Raw genomic sequence first — 16,227 nt, forward strand, 5'->3', positions numbered from 1 at the left:
GCTCTAGGCTCCCATCGCCGGTTCGAGGCCGGGCAAGGCTTTGACAAGTTCCCGGAAATGGTTTCCGCGAACTTCGAAATTTGGATACTGGTCGTAGGATGCGCTGGCGGGCGACAGCAGGACCACCGCATGCGTCGACCCGGCGGCATCCTGGGCTGCTTGCTGCACCGCGCGATCAAGCGTGCTGCAATGCTGATGCAGAACGCTGTCGCCCAGCGTCGCTGCATATTCATCCGACGCGGCACCGATCAGATACGCCTTGCGGACCTTGCCGAAATGCGGACGCAGCGGCGCAATGCCGCCCTCCTTCGATTTCCCGCCAAGAATCCAGAAGATGTCGTCGAACGATTTCAGAGCCTTCTCGGTGGAGTCGGCGTTGGTGGCTTTCGAATCGTTGATAAAGAGAACGTCGCCGCGGCGGCCGATCTCTTCCATCCGATGCGGCAGACCGGGGAACGTGTGGAGCGCTCGATCGATGGTGGCCGTGTCGACCTGGCAAAACAGCGCGATCGCGACGGCGGCGGCGGCATTCTGTGCGTTGTGGTCACCGCGCAGGGACGAGATGCCCGCGAGGTCGGCGATCGCGACAGCGTCACCATCGGTGTTGGCGATGATCTGATGCGACTGGCCAAAGACGCTGCCCGGGTTCTTGTCGGTCAGCCCAACCCGCAGCGTCGGAACGCGCACATGGGCCGCCATTGCACGAGAGATTGCATCGTCAACGCCGATGACGACCTTGTCGGCGTGGCGGATCAATCTTTCCTTGATGGCCGCGTAGGCGTCGAGCGTACCATGCCGGTCGAGGTGATCGGCCGACACATTGAGCATCACGCCGATGCTGGGCGCAAGAGACGGCGCGAGATCGATCTGGAAGGACGAGCATTCGATGACGTGCACGCGGTCGTCGGATGGCGGCAGCAGCGACAGGATCGCGGTGCCGATATTTCCGCCCATCTGAACGTCCCGCCCCGCCTCGCGCAGGATATGCGAGACGAGCGCCGTGGTGGTGGATTTGCCGTTGGTCCCCGTGATGGCGATGAACGGAGCGTTCGGGGCGATGCTCGCGCGCTCCCGACAGAAAAGTTCGATATCGCCGATGATCTCGACGCCCGCCGCCTGCGCAAGATCGACAGACCAATGAGGTGTCGGATGCGTCAGCGGCACGCCCGGGGACAGGATGAAACTGGAAAAGCGCGACCAGTCGCTCTTGCGCAGATCCTCGACCGCGATTCCATCGGCCTCGGCCTGCGCGGTCCGGGCGGGATTGTCGTCCCAAGCGACGACATGCGCGCCCCCGGCCTTGAGGGCAAGCGCCGTCACCAGGCCGGAGCCCCCGAGACCGAAGAGCGCGACCGTCCGGCCGGAAAGGGTGGTGATCGGGGTCATGCGCTCACCGCAGCTTCAGCGTTGCGAGGCCGACGAGCGCCAGCACCACGGAGACAATCCAGAAGCGGATCACGACCTGCGGCTCCGTCCAGCCGAGCTGCTCGAAATGGTGGTGGATCGGCGCCATGCGGAAGACCCGCTTGCCGGTGAGCTTGAACGACGTCACCTGGATGATGACCGAGAAGATCTCGAGCACGAACAAGCCGCCCACGATGGCAAGCACGATCTCGTGCTTGGCCGCAACCGCGATGGTGCCGAGCAATCCGCCAAGCGCCAGGGAGCCGGTATCGCCCATGAAAATCTGCGCGGGCGGCGCGTTGAACCAGAGGAAACCCAGTCCCGCCCCCATCAATGCCCCGCAGATGACGGCGAGCTCGCCGGTTCCCGGCACGAAATGAATCTGGAGATAATTCGCGAACACCGCGTTGCCGGCCAGATACGCGATGAAGCCGAAAGTCCCGGCAGCGATCATCACCGGAACGATGGCCAGTCCATCGAGCCCGTCGGTGATGTTGACCGCATTGCCGGCGCCGACGATGACGAACCCGCCGAAGACGATATAGAACCAGCCGAGATTGAAGATCAGATCCTTAGAGAACGGCAAGGCGAGTTTATTGGCAAGCCCCGGGGTCCCCATGTAGGAAATCGCGATGCAGGCCATCGCTGCGATCAGGGCCTCGAGCGCGAGACGCGAGCGGCCCGAGAAACCTTTGTGCGACTGCTTCGTCACTTTGAGGTAATCGTCGTAGAATCCGATGGCGCCAAAACCCACCGTGACGAACAGAACCGTCCACACATAGTGGTTTGCAAGATTGGCCCAGAGCAGCGTCGAGACGAGAACTCCCGCGAGGATCATTAGGCCGCCCATGGTGGGCGTGCCGCGCTTGGTCAAGAGGTGCGAGGCCGGACCGTCCTCGCGGATGGGCTGACCCTTCCCCTGCTTGAGACGCAGCAGAGAGATCATCGAGGGTCCGAAGAGAAACACGAACAGCAGGCCCGTGGCCGTCGCGCCGCCGGTGCGAAACGTGATGTAGCGGAATATATTGAGGGGACTGAAATAGGGGCTGAGCTCGGCCAACCAGGTCAACATGGTCTATCCTTTCAGCGCAGTTGCCGAGGGGCCCGCGCCGTACTTGTCTTTGAGAGCCTTCACGACGAGCGCCATCTGCATGCTGAGCGAACCCTTCACCATCACGGCATCGCCCGCTTGAAGCATCGCGGTGACAGGCTCCACCAACGCGGCTGAAGAGCCGGCATGATGAGCCACAGTCGACCGGGGCAGCGAGCCCACGAGGTTCTCCATGAGAGCTCCCGCAGCGAAGACAAGGTCAATGTGGTTCTCGGCGATTGCGCTCGCGAGCGCCCGATGCAGCGCAGGTCCGTCCGGCCCGAGTTCGCGCATGTCGCCCAAGACGGCAATGCGACGTCCGCCTGGCACAACGTCCACGGCGCCAAGATTGGACAACGCCGCGGTCATGGAAGCCGGATTGGCGTTGTAGCTCTCGTCGATCAACAGCGCATCGCCGCTTGCGGTCGACAGAATGGTGCGCTCCCCCCGCCCGACCGGTGGTTTGAGATCGGCAAAACTCTCGGCCGCGCGATCCACATCGGCGCCCAGAGCATGGATGGCAGCCAGCACGCTCAACGAATTGAGCGCGATATGACGGCCCGCAGTCCCAATGCGGTAGACAAGCGGCCGCCCGAAGATCCGGGCCTCGACCAGGGAGTCGTCGGGCCTGACAAGGACACGCTCGGCGCGGATGTCCGCCCGCTCATGCTCGCCAAATGTGATGACGCGGCCCGCAGCCGATGCAAAGGCGTGCGCGCACAGGCGCTCGAAAGAGGGCAGATCACGGTTGATGACCGCCGTCCCGCCCGGCTCGATCCCCGCGAAGATCTCGCCTTTCGCGTCGGCAATGCCCCACAGCGACGGGAAGAATTCGAGATGCACGGGAGCCACGGTGGTGATGACGGCCACATGCGGACGCACCATCGCGGTCAGAGGCAGGATTTCGTGGGCGTGATTCATGCCGATTTCGAAAATTCCGAAGACGGCTTCCTGCGGCATGCGCGACAACGTCAGCGGCACGCCCCAGTGATTGTTGTAGGACGCGACCGATGCGTGCGTCTTGCCCTGCCGCGACAATGCCAGGCGCATGGCTTCCTTGGTCCCCGTCTTGCCGACGGACCCCGTGATGGCCACAATCCTTGCGGCGCTGCGTGCGCGGGCCGCGATTCCCAAGCCGCGCATCGCCTCGAGAACATCCGGGACGACGACAAGCCGATCTGAATCCGCAAAGGCGGCGGCTTGATCATCCGCGATGACACAGGCAGCGGCACCCTTTTCCAGGGCCGCCGATACAAACGCGTGCCCATCATGCACATCGCCCTTGATGGCAAAGTAGAGATCGCCCGACGCGAGCGTGCGCGTGTCGATGGAGGCGCCGGAGGCCTGCGTGACGCCGCGGCCAACTTGACCGCCCGTCGCAGTCTCGATCTCGGTGCGCGTCCAGAGCGGGGCGTTCATGGCGTCACCTGTGCAATCGCGGCCAGAACCTCGTCATGATCGGAGAATGGCAATGTCCGGTCGCCGACGATCTGTCCCGTCTCGTGCCCCTTGCCGGCGACCACGAGGATATCGCCCGGCCCAAGATCGCGCACAGCAGCACGGATGGCCTGCGCGCGATCGGCAATCTCGATCGCGCCGGGGGCAGCCGAAAGAATTTCGGCCCGGATCGCAGCCGGGTTTTCAGAGCGCGGGTTGTCGTCCGTCACGATGACGACATCGGCCCCGGCAACAGCAATCCCCCCCATCAGAGGACGTTTTCCCCTGTCGCGATCCCCGCCGCAGCCGAACACGCACACGAGCTTGCCGGTCGTGAACGGCCGCAAGGCATCGAGCACATGGGCCAGCGCATCGGGCTTGTGCGCATAGTCGACGATGCACATGGCGCCATTGACCTCGCCCACCTTCTCGAGACGCCCCGCCACGCCCTGCAGCCGCGACAGCCCGTCAAGCACGGCCTCGGCCTTCTCCGGGCCCTCGACAGCAAGCACCAATCCCGCCGCCAGCAATGCATTCTCGACCTGAAACGCGCCGAGCAGCGGCAGTCTGGTGTGATAGGTCCGGCCATATGCCGTTATGGACAGGACCTGACCGAAGCCGTCGGCGCTCGCTTCCACCAAGTGTAGCATGTCGCCGGCGCGGCCGGTTGTGAGCAATGTCAATCCACGCCGCCGAATGCCCTCGCGAAACACATCCGCATAGGGTCCGTCCGCATTGACGACCGCGGGTGCATTGTGCGGCAGCAACGTGTCGAAGAGGCGCAACTTGGCGGCCGCATAGGCTTCCGTCGTGCCGTGATAATCGAGATGGTCGCGGCCGAGATTGGTAAACCCGGCTGCCTTCAGGCGCACCCCGTCGAGCCGGCGCTGATCGATGCCGTGCGAGGAGGCTTCCATCGCCAGATGGGTCACGCCCTCCCCTGCGAGACGGTCGAGCGTCTCATGAAGGGAAACCGGGTCCGGCGTCGTAAGTGATCCGTATGCCGCGCCATCGGAGGTGATGACGCCCAGGGTGCCGAGGCTTGCGGATTTATGGCCGAGACCAGCAAACAATTGGCGCACGAAATCGGCGACCGAACTTTTCCCGCTCGTGCCCGTGATCGCCAGGATGGTGTCGGGTTGCTTCGGATAAAACCGCGATGCCGCCGTCGCCAGCGCGAGACGCACGTCGGCCACGCGCAGATAGGCAATTCCGGGCGGCGTTTCGGCCTCGCCGACGATCGCCACCGCGCCGGCTTCTGCGGCGGCGGCCGCGAATGCCATGCCGTCTGCCTTGGTTCCGGGCACCGCGAAGAAGACAAAGCCGGGCGCGACCTTGCGGCTGTCCGACGTCAGGCCCGCGACCGGCGCGTTCGCCAGAGGCGATCCGCGCGCCTCATCCAGCAGGCCAGCGAGCGTGAGCACGGACGCGCCCATCAGCGCGTGCCCCATGCGCCGAGGCGGGTCATTAGCGGGAAAGGCTGCGACGGCGGATCGAAGCGGGGCGGCACCCCCAGGAGCGGAGCCACGCGCTCGATCACGTCGCCGGTTACCGGACCGGCATTCCAGCCTGCTGTCGAGAATCCATAGGTGCCGGGAATGGCCTGCGGTTCATCCATGATCGTGAGGAACACGTAGCGCGGCTTGTCGGCCGGCAGCACGGCCGTGAAGGTCGTGAGGTTCTTGTTCTTGGAATAGCGCCCGTGAATGACTTTCTCGGCGGTGCCCGTTTTTCCGCCCACGAAGAATCCGGCCACTGCTACCGCAGACGCTGAGCCCGCGGGATTGGACGCATTGAGACGCAGCACATAGCGCATCGCCTCGCTGGTCTCCGGCTTGATGACCTGGGTCGCGGTCTTCATGGCCGTTGGCGCATCGCGCTTGAGAAAAGTGGGCTTGATCATATAGCCGCCATTGGTCAATGCGCCGACGGCCATCAGGGCCTGCAAGGGAGCTACCGCGAGGCCGTGTCCGAAGGCGATCGTGACCGTGTTGAGTTCGCCCCATCGGCCCGGAACGATCGGCTCGGCGTTCTCCGGCAGTTCCGTCGTCAGGCGGGTGAGTTGGCCCATCTTGCGCAGGAACGCCTTGTGGCCTTCCACGCCGATCCCGAGCGCCATCCGGGCGGTGCCGATATTGGACGAGTGGATGAAAACCTCAGGCACGGTGAGCACACGATGGGTCGCGTGGTAATCGCCGATGGTGAACTTGCCGTAGCGCAGCCCGGAGCGCGCATCGAGCGACGAGTTGATGGTGAACTTGCCGGAATCGAGCGCCATGGCGGTCGTGAGCGCCTTGAAGGTCGAGCCCATCTCGAAGACGCCCACATTGATTCGGTTGATGCGATCGTTCTCCAGTGCATCGACAGGATTGTTGGGATCGTAATCCGGCAGGGACACGAGTGCGATCATCTCGCCGGTATTGACGTCCATGATGGCGCCGGCCGCGGCCTTCGCCTTGAACTTTGTCATGCCCTTCTGGAGCTCGTCGCGCAATGCATGCTGCACGCGCAGGTCGATGGACAGCTCCACCGGCTTCAGATCGGCCGACGTGATGTTGAACCCGGCTCCGTTGAGATCCTGGAGGCCCTGGCTGTCGATGTATTTCTCCATGCCGGCGATGCCGACATTGTCCACATTGGCAAAGCCGAGAACGTGGGCCGCCGCTTCGGCGTTCGGATAGATGCGCTTGTTCTCGGGCAGGAAGCCGATGCCGGGAATGCCGAGCCGGTGAACCTCAGCCTGCTGGCGCGGCGTGATCTCGCGCTTGACCCAGACAAAGCCTTTCTTGGTGCCGAGCTTGTTGCGCAGATCGGTCGCGTCGATATCGGGCAGGACGGCCGTCAGCAATTCGACCGCCTCATCCTTGTCGATGATGTTGCGCGGTTCGGCGAAGACCGACACCATCTTGACGTCGGTTGCAAGAATCTCGCCATTGCGGTCGACGATGTCGGGCCGGGCCGCCGAGATCTCGGACGACGTTACCCGGCGCATCTCGCTTGATGCATCGCTCGTGACCGCAAGGTAGATGAGACGTCCGCCGATAACGCCGAACAGACCGGTAAAGCAAATCGCAGCGAGGCCGACCCGCGCCGTGCTCTTGTCGACGCGCATGCGAAACAGCTCGCGCACATGGCGGAGAAGGCCGCTGCGCGGCTTTGTCTCGGTCGACGGCAGTTCAGTGTCGGGCTGAGGGGTCAAGGACATTACCGTTTCGGAGTTTGGGTCGTCGGGGTGCGGGCGTCGCTGGTCTTGTCTTTGGGTGTGGCTGTGGGCTCGAGAAGCCCGAGGGCCTCGAGCTTGCGGCCGATGCCGTCCTCACGGCTCGGGCGGTTGGGCAGATCCGACAACCGGGCGAGCTGCTGTATTTTCATGGGCTGGAGATCGAGATGCTGCTCGGCCGCGGCCTGCAACCGGTCCGGCCGGTCGAGAAACTGCCATTCGGCCTGCAGCACCGCGATCGCGTCGCGCTCGCGCTGAACCTTTGATTTCAGCTTCGCCACCTGCTCGACGTAGAACAGGGTCTCGTACTTGATCGAGTAGGCGTAGCCTGCGGAAGCGATCAGGGCGCTCAGCGCGATGATGTGAAGCAATCGGTTCACCGGCGCCCTCCCCGTTTTTCAGTGGTCTGCGGAAGCTCCGCCAGCATGGTGATGGCGTCGAGCGCTTCCTGCGCGGCAGCCGTCGTTCGCGCCCCGGCGCGCAGCTTGGCCGAGCGGGCGCGCGGGTTGCGCGAAAGCTCGACGGGCCCGGGGGCGATCGGTCCGCGGGTGATGGCGTCGAACGTCGCCTCCGGCACATAGGTCGTCGGCATGTGGCGCGATCCGCCTGCAGCCCGTCCCGTGCGGGCGGCGAAGAACTGCTTGACGATCCGGTCCTCGAGGGAATGGAACGTCACGACGACGAGGCGTCCGCCAGGCATGAGGATCCGCTCGGCCGCGTGGAGGGCGCGCACCAGTTCGCCGAGCTCGTCGTTCACGGCGATCCGCAATCCCTGGAACACCCGTGTGGCCGGGTGAATGCCGCCGGGCTCCTGCCAGATCAGCGACGAGACGAGATCGGCGAGCTGCTTCGTCGTCTCAAATTTCTGGCGACGGCGCGCCTCGATGATTGCCCGCGCAACGGCACGGGCGCGGCGCTCCTCGCCGTAATGGTAGAAGATGTCGGCAAGCTCAGCCTCGGAGGATTCGTTGATCAGGTCCGCAGCGCTCGGGCCGTCGCGCTCCATGCGCATGTCGAGGGGGCCGTCGTTGCGGAAGGAAAATCCCCTGTCGGCTTCGTCGAGCTGCATCGACGACACGCCGATATCGAGCACGACGCCATCAACCTCATTGCACCCTTGGGCCTGCGCCAGGATGTCGAGATCACCGAAGCGGCCCGCGATCAGGGAGAGACGGCGCTTGGATTTTGCCGCAAGCGTGGCGCCGCCGGCAATCGCATCGGGATCGCGATCGATGGCGATCACCGTATTGCGCAGATTGGCGTCGAGAATGGCGCGCGTGTAACCGCCGGCGCCGAAGGTGCCATCGATGAACACGCCGCCGCGCTTCACATCGAGCGCATCGCAAACCTCTTCCAGGAGGACGGGAACATGACGGTTCGGTCCGCCAGCGGCTCCGGCTCCTGGGCCGTCGCCGCGTCCCATCATCGCTCCCGACCTCCTGGTGAGATTTCCTGCATTGTTCGTGGCTCCAACATCCGGGCTCCCAAGACCTTCTTCAGATCTCGAACCTTCGTGCGCGCCTCCTCCAAGTGCGCACGGAAGCGCGAGGGCTCCCAGATTTGAAACTTGTGACCGAGCCCGACGAACGTCACGGCATCGTCGATCGCGGCGTGAACTTTTACTGACTCTGTCAGGATGACACGCCCCTCCGGATCGACCTTCAGGATCTCGCTCGTGCCAAACAAGGCGGTCGAGAGTTGATCCCTTTCGTCCGAATAGGGTGGGAGCGTCGACAAGAACGCGTCGATCTCGTTCAGGAGGACATTGCCGCCAGCGTCCAGAGCCGACGAATCGAGCGCCGGATGAACGTAGAGACCCTCGAAGCCATCCCGCGCCAGAACGGAGCGGAACGACGCCGGAATCGAGACCCGCCCCTTCGAATCCAACTTGTTGGTGAAATTGGACACGAAGCGATTCATGGGCCGCGGCTCGCGCACTCCTGATTGTCAGCCCCACGACGAAAGCCACAGGCCCGCCGTGCCCCGCGATTGGTGGGGACGCCTCTTCTTGAAGGAAACGAACGGCGACGCGTGAGCGGCTGCCGCACCCTTCAGAGAACACCGTCCGCAGGATGATTTGGGATAACATGGGATATTATGGGCGTCAACGGAGCTGGGCGGTTCGGGATGCTTCTCGACAAGCAACCGCCATCAGAGTCCTTTAGGGTTAATGAACCGTAAGCGGAGCAACAGTTTGGCGTGCTTTTCGGACGAAAGTGCGCCTGTGGACAAGATTTGGGATGAGGTGTCAGCCGGCCTGTAAGCCGGGTTTTGTAGGGCCCAGGGCTGTTGAGGCCCCGGACGTGGCGACCATTCCTCTGGGACGGCCATTGCTGGCCGCCTCGAGCAACCAACCCGGACGACGGGCCTGGAAGCAGGGCCTGGCGCGAACGCCTGTCGTCCCTATTCGGTCTTGCTCCCGGTGGGGTTTACCTTGCCGTGCGCATTGCTGCGTCCGCGGTGCGCTCTTACCGCACCCTTTCACCCTTACCCCAAGGCCCAAAGGCCTGTGCGGGGCGGTTTGCTTTCTGTGGCACTTTCCCTGAGGTTTCCCTCGCCGGACGTTATCCGGCACCGCGCTTCCATGGAGCCCGGACTTTCCTCCCCGGGCAGAACCCGGAGCGGCCGCCCAGCCGGCTGACGGGTGGGATGTGCTGCCAAAGCCCCAACCGCGTCAACCCACTTACTGAGACGTCACCATAATCGTCTTCACCTTTGCGCAGTACACCCGCGAGGCGTTTGTCATGGTCTGGGTGCGGTGCCCGAACTGGTAGCGAAGAATGGTGCCGCACATGTCACCGCCGGCCAGTTTGTAGGCCTGGGCGAGATATTTCAGTCCGTATCGCAGATTCGTCTCCGCATCGAAGAGCCCGCGGGCGTCGCCCGTATAGCCGAGGGACTGGGCTGTGCGCAGATTGACCTGGGTAAGACCGAGATTGGGACCGTTGCGCGCGGCCGCGTTGTAGCGGCTCTCCAGGCGGACAACCGCATCGGCAAGGCCGTAGGGCAGATTGTGCTGCAGCGCATAGCGGGCGATGAGCGGCTTGAGAGCCGTCGCCTTTAATGTGTCGGCCACACGTGATTTCGATTTTCCGGCCTTCGGATCCAGGGCCACAACGTCCTCCTCGTCGACCTCGGTCGGCGCTGCCGCCACCGTGTCGGCCTTGGGCGCGGGCAATCCGCTCTTGGCGAGATCCTTTTCTTTCTTGACGGAATCCTTCTTGGCGGTCGCCTTGATGGCCTTCGACACCGCCGCCACATCGGCGGCGTCAGGCGCGGCGGTCCCGGACTTGTCATCCGCTCCGGCAGCGGCCTGGGGCTCCTCGGCCGCGAAGGCATCCGGCGAGAGCACGCTGGCGCCCTCTCCGCCTTCGGCGCGCGCCTGAAAAGTCATCGCAAGTCCACCAATTCCAATACCAGCAACGATCAGGGTTCTCAGAAAATGTTGCAAAGTCATATTCCCCACCGCGAACTGCATTCGGCGCACAAGATGGTCGGTGGTGTCGAAATCAGGCAAAGATGTGGCGGCTATGTAGATTGCGATACTTAATACTATATCGAAATTTGCCTTGATTCGCCTCAGAATCGCCACGGGCTAACGATTCTAGCGTGGCTATAGCCTGTCCAAATTAATTCGGTGGGCGATTGAGAAGACGGAACCGTTTTGTCGCACAAGAGTTGGCGTCAGCGTAAGGTCAAGCTAAGTAGGTTTGGGCGTCTTCAGCCCTCTCAAAGATACAGGGAAGCTTCCATGAAAAAGATCATCATAGCGATTGCCGCTGGCGCGCTGACTCTCTCGATGGCAGCCTGCAATACGCCGACAGATCGCGCCGTCGGCGGCGCCGCGATTGGCGGTCTTGCGGGTGCTGCTATCGGTGGCGCAGCGACAGGGCGCGCTGGCGGCGCTCTGGCCGGCGCGGCAATCGGGGCTGCCGGCGGCGCCATGGTGGGTGCTGCAACGACGCCGTCGCGTCCTGCTTGCCCCTATGGCACCTATCAGGATGTCTACGGCAACATCTACTGCCGCTAAATCCAGCAAAAGCTCGGTTTTTTGGGTCGGGAGCAATCCCGGCCCTTTTCTTTTGTCCGGCCTCTGGCTTACCAGTGAATCACCATGATTCAGTCGATTTGGGGTAAGTTGGGCGGGGCCGGCATCGGCCTTGCTCTTGGGGGGCCGATCGGTGCGCTGCTGGGCGGCGTGGCCGGCCATATGCTCGTCGACCGCGAGGGCGCGCTGTTCGGCCGGGCAACCCGCGAGGTCATCTTCACCATGGGTCTTGTTGCCCTGGCGGCCAAGATGGCAAAGGCCGACGGGGTCGTTGTCGATATCGAGGTCGCGGCCTTCCAGCAGATCGTCGAGGTGCCGGAGGACGAGAAGGAGCGGGTTCGACGCCTGTTCGACCTCGCCATGCAGACCTCGGATGGCTTCGAGGCCTATGCCAGACAGATCGGCGAGGCCTTCAGCGAGGAGCCGGCGCTGCTTGAGGACGTCATGGACGGTCTGTTCCACATCGCCAAGGCGGACCGCGCCATTCACGAGGCGGAGTGGCTGTATCTTCGCGACGTGGCGACCATCTTCGGCTTCGATGACGACCATTTCCAGCGCATCGCCGCCCGTCACGTCCTCCAGCCCGACGACCCCTATCTTATTCTCAAGGCCGACCGGGGCATGACCAACGACGCGTTGAAGCAGCATTACCGGCGCATGGCGGCCGACAATCACCCTGATCGGGAGCTCGCCAGGGGACTGCCGCCGGAGGCGATCAAGATCGCAACGGAGCGCCTGGCCGCCATCAACGCCGCCTGGGACCGGATCGCCGCCGAGCGCGGGATCCGCTGAGCCCATGAGCGCTGCCCTGTCGCCCGAAAGCCCGATCGCCACGAAGGTCTTTCCTTCGCCCAATCATGGCGAACGCAAGAATGGCCGCCCGCCCAGCATGATCCTGCTCCATTACACGGGGATGCCGGATGCGGGCGAAGCCCTGCAATGGCTGGCCAATCCGATCTCGCAGGTCTCGGCGCATTACTTCGTGTTCGAAGACGGACGCGTGCTGCAGATGGTGCCCGAAGCGCGCCGGGCCTGGCATGCGGGCGTATCCTCCTGGGATGGCGATACGGATATCAATTCGTCGTCCATCGGCATCGAGATCGCCAATGCCGGCCATCCGGGCGCCCTGCCCCCCTTCCCCGACGCGCAGATCGACAGCGTGGCGGCCCTGGCCAAGGACATCGCCACGCGCTGGCAGATACCGCCGCAGCGCGTGCTCGGCCATTCCGATGTCGCGCCCGGGCGCAAGGTCGATCCCGGCGAGGCGTTTCCGTGGAGGCGCTTGTTCGATGCAGGCGTGGGGCACTGGGTTGAACCCGCTCCCATCCGCGACGGACGCTTCTTCGCCCGCGGCGACCGGGGCATGCCCGTGGAGGCGCTGCAGGCCATGCTCGCCATGTACGGCTACGGCGCCCGGATTACAGGATATTTCGACGACGAGACGGAGTCCATCGTCAGCGCGTTCCAGCGTCATTTCCGGCCCGCTCGCGTTGACGGCGTTGCCGATGCGTCAGCCATCGTCACGCTCCGCGACCTGATCGCCCGGCGGCCACAAAGCGCCGCATGACAAAGAGTTAACTCGAAACGCACGGCGTTTTCAGCCACAATCTCGGCGCATGGTCATCATGCGCTAAGGAAACCATTGCGTGCGAAGGACGTGGCTTTGGCTGATCGGGATCGTCGCGCTATGCGGGGCCGCAGCATTCTTCTTGTGGAACCCTTCCGGTGGCCGGGCATCCGATGCCGGCTACCGTCTTGCTGCCGTCGACCGGGGGGATCTGACGGCGAGCGTCCGCGCGACCGGAACGCTCAATCCACTCACGACTGTGCTAGTCGGCTCGCAACTCTCCGGACAGGTGGTGGAAGTTCTGGCGGATTACAACACGCCGGTGAAACAGGGCCAGGTCGTCGCACGGTTATTTTCCGAACAGATCAAATCCCGGCGTGACGCGGCTTTGGCCGATCTCACCCAGGCGCAGGCCGAACGGGACACGAAACGCGCGCAGATCGACAAGGCACGCTCGCTGCTCCAGCGCTCGGAGGCGATTGCCGACGACATTGCGGCGCAACGGGACCGCGCCCAGGCGCAGCTCTCCGAAGCACAGCGAAATTTCGATCGTCAAACCGAGCTCGTGGCACGCGCCGTCGGGGCTCAGAACAATCTCGACCAGACCCGAACGCAGCTTGAGATCCAGAAAGCCGCTTTGGTGTCGGCAACTGCGCAGATCGCGTCCAATCGCGCCGAGGCGATCGGCCTTAAAGCCGACATTGCTCTGGCTGAAGCAGGCCTCAAGTCGGCAGAGGCCGCGATCATGCAGCGCGAGGCGAAATTGCGCGACATCGAGATCGATCTGTCCCGCACGGACATCCGCTCGCCGGTCGATGGCGTCGTGGTGAAGCGCGATATCGATCTCGGCCAGACGGTCGCGGCGTCGCTGTCGGCGCCCACGCTTTTCACCATCGCGCAAGATCTGCGCGAGATCGACATCTACGCGAATGTGGACGAGGCGGATGTGGGCCGCCTCAAGCCCGACCAGGCGGTGAGCTTCACCGTGAACGCCTACCCGAACCGCAATTTTACCGGACGCGTGCGGCTGGTGCGCCTGGGCGCGCAGACGGTCCAGAATGTCGTCACCTACACGGCGGTGATCGGCGTGAAGAACAGCGACCTCGCGCTTCTGCCCGGCATGACCGCCAACCTCCAGATCGTCACCGACGAACGCCGCAATGCTCTGCGTATTCCCAATGCCGCCTTGCGCTTTCGCCCGACCGGTGCGGCTGCTCGTCCTGCGTCCCGAGCCCCCGACGAGGGAGCCCGTGCCGGCGCCTCCAACCGGCGCGCTGCCAATCCCGGAGACAGTGCCATGGATGGCCAGGTGTTTCGCCTCGGCCCTGACGGCGAACCACAGAGCCTGCGTGTTCGGCTCGGCATCACGGACGGCAGTTTCACCGAGGTGCTCGACGACAAGCTGGCCGAGGGCGCGCCCGTGATCATCGGCAGCGGGCCGCGCAACGGCGGCGCTGATTCCGAGCGTGCAGGCACCCGTCCTCGCGCGCCGCGTCTGTTCTGAGGCCGATGCGATGGCTCTGATCGAGACGCAGGGTCTGAGGCGGGTATACGATCTCGACGCCGGCAAAGTCGTTGCCCTCGACCATGTGGACCTGGCCATCGACAAGGGCGATTTCGTCGCCGTGATGGGCCCGTCGGGCTCCGGCAAATCCACCTTCATGAACCTCATCGGGTGTCTGGACCGCCCGAGTGGCGGCCATTACAGCCTCGGCGGCACGTCGGTCGAGACGCTCGACGCCAATGGCCTTGCACACCTGCGCAATCGCGAGATCGGATTTGTCTTCCAGCAGTTCAACCTGCTGCCTCGGCTGGATGCGCTGGGCAATGTCGAGCTTCCGATGATCTATGCGGGCATGGACCGCAAGCACCGCCGCGATCGTGCGCTCCAGGCACTCGCACGGGTCGGTCTCGCCGAGCGCGCCCATCACCGGCCGATGCAGTTGTCAGGCGGCCAGCAGCAGCGGGTCGCCATCGCCAGGGCGCTTGTCAACAATCCCAGCCTGCTGCTCGCGGATGAGCCCACCGGCGCGCTCGACAGCCGGACCGCCACCGAAATTCTCGGGTTGTTTCAGGAGCTCAACCGCGAAGGCGCCACCATCGTCCTCGTCACCCACGATGCCGATGTGGGCCGCCACGCGCGCCGTCTCGTGCGTTTCAGGGATGGACGGGTGATCGAGGATGTGAGGCAGGAGCCGCTTCAGGCGCGCATGGCGGAGGCTGCCGAATGAGGTTCATGGAGGCGATCCGCTCGGCGCTCGCGGCCATCCTCACCAACACCCTGCGCAGCCTGCTGACCATGCTGGGGATCGTCATCGGCGTTGCGGCCGTCATCGCCATGGTGGCGATCGGCGCCGGCGCGCGCAATCTGGTCGACCGGCAGATCCGATCGCTCGGCGCCAATCTGGCGATCGTCACGCCCGGCAACGTCACGCAGGGCGGTGCGCGGCTCGGCGCGGGGGCGGCCTCCTCGCTCACCGACGAAGACGCGACGGCCATCCGCCGCGAGGTCGACGGCGTTGTGGCGGCGGCACCTTTCGTGCAGGGGCAGACGCAGGTCGTCGCCGGCGGCAGCAACTGGGCGACGCGTATCTATGGCATCGATCTCGACTGGTTCGACGCCCGCGAATGGGACGTTGCTCGAGGCCGCGGATTTGATCCGGAAGAAGTCCGGCGTGGCGATATCGTGGTCATTCTCGGCGAGACAGTGGCGCGCAATCTCTTCGGCGAGGAAGATCCCATCGATCAGACGGTGCGCGTGCGCAATGTGCCGTTTCGCGTGATTGGCATCATGGCGTCCAAGGGACAATCCGCATTCGGCCAGGACCAGGACGACGTGATCTTTGTGCCGCTGGACGCGGGGCGGCGTCGCGTCATCGGCCGCAACTACGCTCGCGATGCCTCGGTCGGGTCGATCTTCGTCAAATTCGACCGCGAGGAGGATATCGACCCCGGCATCGTGCAGATGACCGACCTGCTGCGTCAGCGCCACCGCATTGTCGGTGACCAGGAGGAGGACTTCGCCATCCGCAACCTGACCGAGATCGCCAACACGGCGACAGCCTCGGCCAACACGCTATCGCTTCTGCTGGCTGCGGTCGCGGCCGTGTCGCTGCTGGTGGGTGGCATCGGGATCATGAACATCATGCTGGTCTCGGTCACGGAGCGTACCCGCGAGATCGGCCTGCGCCTCGCGGTGGGGGCACGACCTCGGGACATCCTGAGTCAGTTTCTCATCGAGGCCACGACTCTGTCGACTATCGGCGGCCTGATCGGCGTCGGACTGGGCGTCTCCATCGCCTATTTCGTCGCGCAGCTGGCAGGTTGGCCGTCCCTTGTCTCGACCAATGCCGTGCTCGTCGCCGTCGGATTCTCCGCCATGGTCGGGATCTTTTTCGGATTCTACCCCGCGCAAAGAGCCTCCCGCCTCGATCCCATCGAGGCGCTGCGCCGCGACTGAA

Annotated in this window: 15 protein-coding genes and 1 other RNA gene; 6 read left to right on the forward strand and 10 right to left on the reverse strand. The window is 64.2% G+C overall.

The features are described 5' to 3' along the window. Window positions 1-3 precede the first annotated feature (3 nt). From murD to J4G32_RS04790, 10 genes are all read right to left on the reverse strand, one after another. Window positions 4-1,386 (reverse strand): UDP-N-acetylmuramoyl-L-alanine--D-glutamate ligase, encoded by a 1,383-nt coding sequence (gene murD / locus J4G32_RS04745; RefSeq protein WP_210484971.1) that lies wholly within the window; start codon window positions 1,384-1,386, stop codon window positions 4-6. A gap of 4 nt (window positions 1,387-1,390) precedes the next feature. After that, entirely contained in the window at window positions 1,391-2,476 is a 1,086-nt protein-coding gene (mraY, locus tag J4G32_RS04750) for a phospho-N-acetylmuramoyl-pentapeptide-transferase (RefSeq protein WP_210484972.1), read from the reverse strand. 3 nt (window positions 2,477-2,479) lie between these two features. Continuing rightward, window positions 2,480-3,913, reverse strand: coding sequence for a UDP-N-acetylmuramoylalanyl-D-glutamyl-2,6-diaminopimelate--D-alanyl-D-alanine ligase (locus J4G32_RS04755; RefSeq protein WP_210484973.1), 1,434 nt, complete (start codon window positions 3,911-3,913; stop codon window positions 2,480-2,482). After that, window positions 3,910-5,382, reverse strand: a complete 1,473-nt coding sequence (locus tag J4G32_RS04760) for a UDP-N-acetylmuramoyl-L-alanyl-D-glutamate--2,6-diaminopimelate ligase (protein ID WP_425515493.1) — start codon at window positions 5,380-5,382, stop codon at window positions 3,910-3,912. The genes J4G32_RS04755 and J4G32_RS04760 overlap by 4 nt, the downstream gene beginning before the upstream one ends. Continuing rightward, entirely contained in the window at window positions 5,367-7,136 is a 1,770-nt protein-coding gene (locus J4G32_RS04765; protein ID WP_210484974.1) for a peptidoglycan D,D-transpeptidase FtsI family protein, read from the reverse strand. The genes J4G32_RS04760 and J4G32_RS04765 overlap by 16 nt, the downstream gene beginning before the upstream one ends. Beyond that, on the reverse strand, window positions 7,136-7,531 hold the full coding sequence (gene ftsL / locus J4G32_RS04770) for a cell division protein FtsL (protein WP_210484975.1): 396 nt from the start codon (window positions 7,529-7,531) through the stop codon (window positions 7,136-7,138). The genes J4G32_RS04765 and ftsL overlap by 1 nt, the downstream gene beginning before the upstream one ends. Then, window positions 7,528-8,577 carry a 16S rRNA (cytosine(1402)-N(4))-methyltransferase RsmH gene (gene rsmH / locus J4G32_RS04775; protein WP_210484976.1) on the reverse strand — a complete coding sequence of 350 codons (1,050 nt, stop codon included), beginning with the start codon at window positions 8,575-8,577 and terminating at the stop codon, window positions 7,528-7,530. The genes ftsL and rsmH overlap by 4 nt, the downstream gene beginning before the upstream one ends. Further along, window positions 8,574-9,071 (reverse strand): division/cell wall cluster transcriptional repressor MraZ, encoded by a 498-nt coding sequence (locus tag J4G32_RS04780; RefSeq protein WP_210484977.1) that lies wholly within the window; start codon window positions 9,069-9,071, stop codon window positions 8,574-8,576. The genes rsmH and J4G32_RS04780 overlap by 4 nt, the downstream gene beginning before the upstream one ends. 324 nt (window positions 9,072-9,395) lie before the next feature. Beyond that, window positions 9,396-9,792, reverse strand: an RNA gene (gene rnpB, locus J4G32_RS04785) — RNase P RNA component class A. 42 nt (window positions 9,793-9,834) lie between these two features. Continuing rightward, entirely contained in the window at window positions 9,835-10,608 is a 774-nt protein-coding gene (locus J4G32_RS04790; RefSeq protein ID WP_210484978.1) for a lytic transglycosylase domain-containing protein, read from the reverse strand. A gap of 294 nt (window positions 10,609-10,902) precedes the next feature. On the opposite strand from J4G32_RS04790, the gene J4G32_RS04795 reads away from it, so the two are divergent. From J4G32_RS04795 to J4G32_RS04820, 6 genes are all read left to right on the forward strand, one after another. Then, window positions 10,903-11,181, forward strand: a complete 279-nt coding sequence (locus tag J4G32_RS04795; RefSeq protein ID WP_210484979.1) for a glycine zipper domain-containing protein — start codon at window positions 10,903-10,905, stop codon at window positions 11,179-11,181. A gap of 84 nt (window positions 11,182-11,265) precedes the next feature. Beyond that, on the forward strand, window positions 11,266-11,991 hold the full coding sequence (locus tag J4G32_RS04800) for a TerB family tellurite resistance protein (protein ID WP_210484980.1): 726 nt from the start codon (window positions 11,266-11,268) through the stop codon (window positions 11,989-11,991). A 4-nt stretch (window positions 11,992-11,995) separates the two neighbouring features. Beyond that, window positions 11,996-12,766 carry an N-acetylmuramoyl-L-alanine amidase gene (locus J4G32_RS04805; RefSeq protein ID WP_210484981.1) on the forward strand — a complete coding sequence of 257 codons (771 nt, stop codon included), beginning with the start codon at window positions 11,996-11,998 and terminating at the stop codon, window positions 12,764-12,766. A 79-nt stretch (window positions 12,767-12,845) separates the two neighbouring features. Continuing rightward, entirely contained in the window at window positions 12,846-14,270 is a 1,425-nt protein-coding gene (locus J4G32_RS22075) for an efflux RND transporter periplasmic adaptor subunit (RefSeq protein ID WP_210484982.1), read from the forward strand. Window positions 14,271-14,280: 10 nt separating this feature from the next. Then, a complete protein-coding gene (locus J4G32_RS04815; RefSeq protein WP_210484983.1) occupies window positions 14,281-14,997 on the forward strand; it encodes an ABC transporter ATP-binding protein in 717 nt (238 codons plus the stop codon). Then, entirely contained in the window at window positions 14,994-16,226 is a 1,233-nt protein-coding gene (locus tag J4G32_RS04820; protein WP_210484984.1) for an ABC transporter permease, read from the forward strand. Before J4G32_RS04815 ends, J4G32_RS04820 begins: the two co-directional genes overlap by 4 nt. Window position 16,227 lies beyond the last annotated feature (1 nt).

Source organism: Microvirga antarctica (genome assembly GCF_017921815.1).
GTDB classification, from domain to species: domain Bacteria; phylum Pseudomonadota; class Alphaproteobacteria; order Rhizobiales; family Beijerinckiaceae; genus Microvirga; species Microvirga antarctica.